Here is a 6,944-nt window from a genome sequence, read left to right on the forward strand (position 1 = left end):
TCCCGGCATGGTCGGCGAGGTGCTTGGATCAACCGTCCGTATGTTCTCGTTTTCAAGGAGTAACTGTTCGATGGGACCTACCATGCCCACTCCTCGGGAGTGGGAGGGCTCGGCGCCGGCCTTCCAGCGCCGCAGACGCGTGCTGCCGCGCATCGCGCTGGGTGCGGCCATGCTGCTGGCTGCGGAGAGCGCGCTGGTCGCGAACTCGGGTGATGCCGTTGCGCTCAACCTCGGGTCAACTCAGGAGTCGGCGACCGCCGCGCCGAAAAGGCCGAGCGCCAAGGAGGCCGCCGACATCCCCTCGGCCCGGGTCGCCGCCCGGCTTTATGGCCACCGTGTGGAGGCGCTGAGCGAACGTACCGAGACGTCGACCACCTGGGTCAACAAGGACGGCAGCCTGACGACGGAACTGGCCGCCGGGCCGATCCGTTTCCATGACCCGGACACCGGTCAATGGACCGACGTCGACGTCGACCTGCACGAAGTGGGCGGCAGGGTGGAGCCGAAGGCCCACCCCACCGGTCTGCGGCTGGCCGGCAGGACCGGGACCCCGGCGAAGTCGTTGACAGCGGCACGCGAGGCCAAGGCCACCGACCTGGTAACGCTGGGCGAGGGCGACGAGCAGATCACCCTGCAGTGGAAGGGCGGACTGCCGAAGCCCAAGCTCGACGGCACGCGGGCGGAGTACGTCAACGCCGTTCCCGGTGCGGACGTGGTCGTCGAGGCCACACGTACCGGCTTCGAGCAGTACGTCGAAATCAAACAGCGCCCCGACGCGGGCGGCTACGCCTACACACTGCCGCTGAAGGCCAAGGGCCTGAAGCTGAAGCAACTGTCCGACGGAAGCGTGCAGTTCACGGACAAGAAGAACAAGAAGCAGGCCGTGATGCCCGCCCCGGTGATGTGGGACTCCACCGTCGACAAGCGGTCCGGCGAGCACACCAACCGGGCCAGGGTCGGCCTGAAGGTGGTACAGAAAGGTTCCTCCACCGACCTGGTGGTCACCCCGGACACGAAGTTCCTCGCCGACCCGGACACGCGGTATCCGGTCACCGTCGACCCGTCCACCTCCTCGCTGAGCAACGTCTTCGACACCTACGTGCAGCAGGGCGAGACCGTCGACTGGTCCACCGACACCGAACTGGACCTGGGCAACCCGGGCACGAAGAACGCCGATGGCACCCCGCGCACCGCGCGCTCATTCATCTCCTGGAACACCACGCCGGTCCAGGACGCGCTGATCCTGGACGCGAAGCTGTCGCTGTGGAACTTCCACTCGGCCAACAACACCGACTGCGCCGCCAAGCCGTGGGAAGTCTGGTCCACCGGCGCCGCCTCCACATCTTCGCGCTGGACCGCGCAGCCGACGTGGACCGCGAAGAAGGCCACCTCGACGGAGACCAAGGGCAACCCGTCCTGCACCGCCGACGGCTGGATCAACGCCGATGTGACCACGCTGGTGCAGGAGTGGGCCTCCGCGAAGGCCACCCGCGGCCACATGGGCCTGCGCGCCTCGGACGAGTCCGTCGTGGCGCAGTGGAAGCGGGTCAACTCCGCCAACGCCGCCTCGAACCCGCCGAAGCTGGTGGTGAACTACAACTACCGGCCGCGCACCGGCACCAAGCGGGAGGCCGGCCCGCCGTACTTCTCCTACAGCGGCGACTACGTGGTGAACACCACCACGCCGACGCTGCGGGACACCTTCGTCGACGCCGACGGAGACAAGGTCAACGGCACCTTCCAGATCTACGACAGCGCCGCCAACACCCAGGTCGGCGATGTCATCGTGTCGAAGTACGTTCCCTCCGGTCAGGTCGCCTCGGTGGCCGTGCCGTCCGGGGTGCTGACCAACGGCAAGACGTACAAGTTCCGCACCAGCCCGTATGACGGCACGCACTACAACACCGGCTGGTCGGCCTGGAAGACCTTCACCGTCGACACCACCGCCCCCTCCGCCCCCACGAAGATCACATCCACGGACTACCCGTCGGGCCAGTGGGTCAAGGGCGCGGGCCAGGCCGGCACGTTCACCGTCACTCCGCCCGCGTCCGACCACAACTGGCTGGAGTGGTCGCTGGACGGCGTGACCTGGACCAAGGTCGCCACCGGCGGTGCGACCGGTGACAAGACCATCTCGATCACGCCCTCCGACAACGGTGTGCAGTCCCTCCTGGTACGCGCCGTCGACAAGGCGGACAACCGGTCGTCAGTGGTCGAGTACACCTTCAACGTGGGAGCCGGCGGCTTCCTCCGTCCCGCCTCCGGTGAGCGGACCGCGCGCCGCCTGACGCTGGAAGCCGAGACCGACGGCGGCAAGTACGACGCTGTCTCCTTCTCGTGGCGGCGTTCCGCCGCGGATTCCTGGCAGCGCATCCCTGCCGACGATGTGACCCTGGACGGTACCGCGCTCACGCAGTGGCCGGTGCCGCTGACGAACGGCAAGAACGCCCCGCTGGCCTGGAACGCGTCTGCCACCGTCACCCCTGACGGGACCGTTGAAATCAAGGCCGACTTCACCGGCCCGAGCGGAGCCGCGGGCAGCACGGAGCCGGTCACCGCCGTGGTGGACCGCAATGCCGACGGTGCCGCGAGCGAAGACATCGGCCCTGGCTCGGTCAACCTTCTGACGGGTGACTACGCCCTCTCCGAGGGGGACGTCTCCGCCTTCGATCTCACCGTGAGCCGTACTGCCTTCTCCCGCCGTCCAGAGGCCGGCACGCAGCAGGAGGACCAAGCTGCGATCTTCGGACCGCAGTGGGTATCGGGCTTCGAAGCACAGCTGAACGAGTCGGAGTACACCCACCTGGAGAAGATCTCCGACACGGCCGTCAGCGTGGTCCTCGCCGACGACAGCCCGATCCATTTCACGGCCAACGCGGCCAGGACCGGCTGGATACCCGAGCCGGGTGCCGAGGAGATGGTGCTCAAGGGCAGCGTCGACGGCACCTTCACCCTCTCCGACAGCTCCGGCACGGTGACCGAGTTCGCCAAGGCCGACCCGGCGGCCTCCGCCTGGCAGGTCAGGAGCACCCTGTTCGACGGGCTGTCCAACTCGACCACCACGGTCATGTCGGAGACGGTCACCGTGAACGGGAAGGCGCTGGCGCGGCCCACCCGGATCATCGCCCCGACCTCTGCCGTCACCGCGTCCGCCTGTGCGGCGGACCCGTCGACGAAGGGCTGCCGCCTGCTGGAGTACGTCTACGCCACCGCCACGACGGCGACCTCCACGACGGTCGGCGACGTCAGCGGCCAGGTCCGCGAGATCCGGCTCTGGTCCACCGAGCCCGGAGCCGCCGCCGCCACGTCCAAGGCCGTCCAGGCATACCGCTACGACGACGCGGGACGGCTCCAGCGGGCCTGGAACCCGCAGATCACCCCGGCGCTGGTGACCGAGTACTCCTACGACACGGCGGGGCGGGTCACCTCGCTGACGCCGCCCGGGGAGCTGCCCTGGACGTTCACCTACGGCAAGGCGGGCAACGACCCGGCGGCGGGCGAGGGCATGCTCCTCAAGGCCACCCGCCCCGCGCTGAAGGAGGGCACGGCCGGCACCACCGAGGGTGAGGCGACGACCAGCGTCGTCTACGACGTGCCGCTCTCCGGCAGCGCGGCCCCGTACTCGATGGACAAGGACACGGTCCGCACGTGGGGCCAGCAGGACATCCCGGTGGACGCCACGGCGGTCTTCCCCGCCGACGCCACGCCGACCTCCCACTCCGGATCGGCCCTGGGCCAGTCGGAGTACGGTCTGGCCACCGTGCAGTACCTGAACGTGTCCGGGCAGCGGGTCAACCTGGCGGAGCCGGGCGGCCGGATCGACAGCACCGCGTACGACCGGTTCGGCAACGTGGTGGGTGAGCTCTCGGCCGGGAACCGGGAGACCGCTCTGGGGACGACGGCGGCGGCCAAGGCGGCCCTCGCCGACCTGGGGCTGGCGGACCGGCCGAGCGCCGAGCGCGCCGAGTTGCTGTCCACGCGCTCGGTCTACGACGGGGCCGGTACGCGAGAGCTGGAGAAGTTCGGCCCGCTGGGCCGTGTCGACCTCGCCAAGGACCTGAAGTCGGGCACTACCACGCTCGTGGCGGCGGGTTCCTCCGTCCTCGCGCGCAGTTGGACCAGCAAGCGCTACGACGAAGGGCGTCCCGCGGACGCGGTCGGCACCAGCAACCAGGTCACCAGCACCAAGGAGGGCGCCCAGGTCCGCGAGCAACCGGCCGTCATGGCCGACGCCCAGCTGACCACGGTCGCCTACGACTGGGCCAAGGGTCTGCCCACGAAGGTGGTGCAGGACCCCGACGGGCTCGCCATCACGACCGTCACCGAGTACGACGCCCAGGGCCGGGTCATTCGGCAGGGGGCGCCGGGCACTTCGGGTACCGACGCGGGGACCCAGGTCAGTACCTACTGGTCGGCCACGGGTACCGGTGCCTGCGCCGGACGCCCCGAGTGGGCGGACCTGCTGTGCACCAGTGGCCCGGCCGGGGACATCACCGGAGGTGGGAGCAATCCGGTCCAGCTGCCCACGATGACCGCCGAGTACGACTGGTGGGGCAACACGGCGAAGACGACCGAGAACGCCGGTGCGTCGACCCGCACCATCACCCGCGGCTACGACGCGGCGGGCCGCCCCACCACCGCGCAGATCACGGGCGGCATCGGAGCGGGCGTCCCGTCCACGACGACGAGCTACGACCCCGAGTCGGGCCGCGCGTACAAGACGGCGTCGTCGACCGGTGGCACCATCACCCGTGCCTACGACAAGCTGGGCCGCGAGATCTCCTACACCGACGCCGACGGAGGGATCACCACCACCGCGTACGACCGGCGCAACCGCCCGGTCAAGGTCGACAACAGCGTTCCCAGCACGGTCACGTACACCTACGACACGACCGTCGAGCCGCGGGGCCTCGCCACCAAGGTGACGGACTCGGTCGCCGGTGACTTCTCCGCCACGTACGACGCGGACGGGGCCGTGGCCTCCGAGAAGCTGCCCGGCGGCTACACGCTCAAGCAGCTCAAGGACGCCGCGGGTGCCGTCGTGGAGCGCGCCTACACCAGGGACAGCGACGGGGTGACCGTCTACGACGACGCCGTCACATCCACGATCCACGGCCAGGCCGCCACCCGCTCCGGCTGGTCGCACCAGGAGTTCGGCTACGACGACGCCGGGCGTCTGACCCGGGTCGAGGACACCAGCGACAACGTCTGCACCCTGCGGACATACACCCTGGACAGCCGCGCCAACCGGACCGGCACAGCCGAAGCCTCGGCCGCTCCCGGACTGGCCTGCCCCACCAGCGCGGGCACGCCGACGAGCCATTCCTTCGACACGGCGGACCGGACCGTCGACTCGGGATACACCTACGACGCCTTCGGCCGCACGACCGCGCTGCCGGGCTCGACGCTCTCCTACTACGCCAACGACCTGGTCCAGCGGCAGACCGCCGACTCCCGGCGCCAGACGTGGCAGCTCGATGCCGGGCTGCGGTTCCGCTCGTGGACCGTGGAGAACAACAACGCGGGCACCTGGAGCCAGACGTCCGCCAAGACCAACCACTATGGCAACGACACGGACAACCCGAGCTGGATCCTTGAGGACGCCACCCAGGGAACGGTGACGCGCAACGTCACCTCCGCCACGGGAACGTTCAGCGCGACCACGGGCAAGACCGGCGGCACCGTCCTGCAACTGTCCAATATCCACGGCGACGTCGCCCTTCAGCTGCCGCTGAACCTGGCAGTCGCGCCGACGGTCATCGACAACGACGAGAACGGCGCCTCCCGTACGGGCAAGACCGCACAGCGCTACGGCTGGTTCGGCACCAACCAGCGCTCCGGCGAGACGCTCACCGGAATCGTTCTGATGGGCGCGCGTCTGTACGATCCGGACACCGCGCGCTTCCTGCAGACCGACCCCGTCTTCGGCGGCAACTGCAACGCCTACGACTTCGTCTGCGCCGACCCGGTCAACGGCACCGACCTCGACGGCCGGTGCGGCGCCTGGGGAAATCCCTTCAAGGCGTGCGACAAATGGCGCATCCTGATGTGGTCGCGCTCTCCCGGAAGCCATTGGAAGACCATCCGTGAGGGAAGCAAGTCCAATGTCACGGTGAACGGAGTCAAGTACGGCAAGTTCGGTCTCCGGCACATCAAGGACAAGCACGTCGGGAAGGGCAAGCGCTCCGCCTGGCGGTCCAGCTCCACTATGCTCAGCGACCTCAAGAAGGCGCTGATATCGGGCAAGTGGAGAAATGCGTGGGGGGGTGTCTACAACGGCAAGTGGGACATCACGTACTCGTACTGGACCGGTTGCGGATGCCGAAAGAAGAAGAAGTACACGGTGTACGTGTACTACCGCACCACCCCGGCACCGGACGGAAAACCGCTGGGTGTGACCACCGCGTACATCAACCGGACGGGGTGACCTCGACGAGGGAGAATGTCTCAGCAGATGAACGCACCGGATTCACCCGACGTGCTCATCCGTTCGGCCGCCGCGAGCATCGCGGGTCGGCTGGCGGGCGAAAAGGGTCCCGTAGAGGCACTGCGATCGGTTGTCCACATGGTCGACAACGACGAGGCCGAACTGGCCGTGGATGACCTCGTCCGAGTGATCGAGTTCTTCGGCATCCGCATCCGGCGGACGGAACACGATCAGATCGTCGCGGCGGCTGCGCAGCTCGATGCGCTGGACTCACTCACCGAAGTGGGAGTCGATCGCTTCATCGACGACTGAGTCACCCGGCTGCACGTTGATCCGGTCCCTCCTGGGTGATGTCGGCCTTCCGAGACCACGCAAGTGACCTCGGAAGGCCGACATCACCAGCTCACAGCGGGAGCGCTGTCACAGCACGAAGGTGGCTCCCCATCCTCCGGCTGGAATACGATCAGCTCGTCTCCGTAGCCAGTCATCCCGCCGCCTGTCGGCCGCACCCCGGGCC

The 6,944-nt window shown here is 68.5% G+C and carries 2 protein-coding genes; both read left to right on the forward strand.

Annotation, left to right across the window (positions count from 1 at the left end; genetic code table 11):
* The first annotated feature begins 169 nt into the window (after window positions 1-169).
* Window positions 170-6,427, forward strand: a complete 6,258-nt coding sequence (locus AQJ91_RS16275; protein WP_079084989.1) for a DNRLRE domain-containing protein — start codon at window positions 170-172, stop codon at window positions 6,425-6,427.
* Window positions 6,428-6,442: 15 nt separating this feature from the next.
* Complete coding sequence (locus AQJ91_RS16280; RefSeq protein WP_067021602.1) at window positions 6,443-6,739, forward strand: hypothetical protein; 297 nt, start codon at window positions 6,443-6,445, stop codon at window positions 6,737-6,739.
* The last annotated feature ends 205 nt before the right edge of the window (window positions 6,740-6,944 follow it).

The organism is Streptomyces dysideae (genome assembly GCF_001514305.1).
Lineage (GTDB): Bacteria > Actinomycetota > Actinomycetes > Streptomycetales > Streptomycetaceae > Streptomyces > Streptomyces dysideae.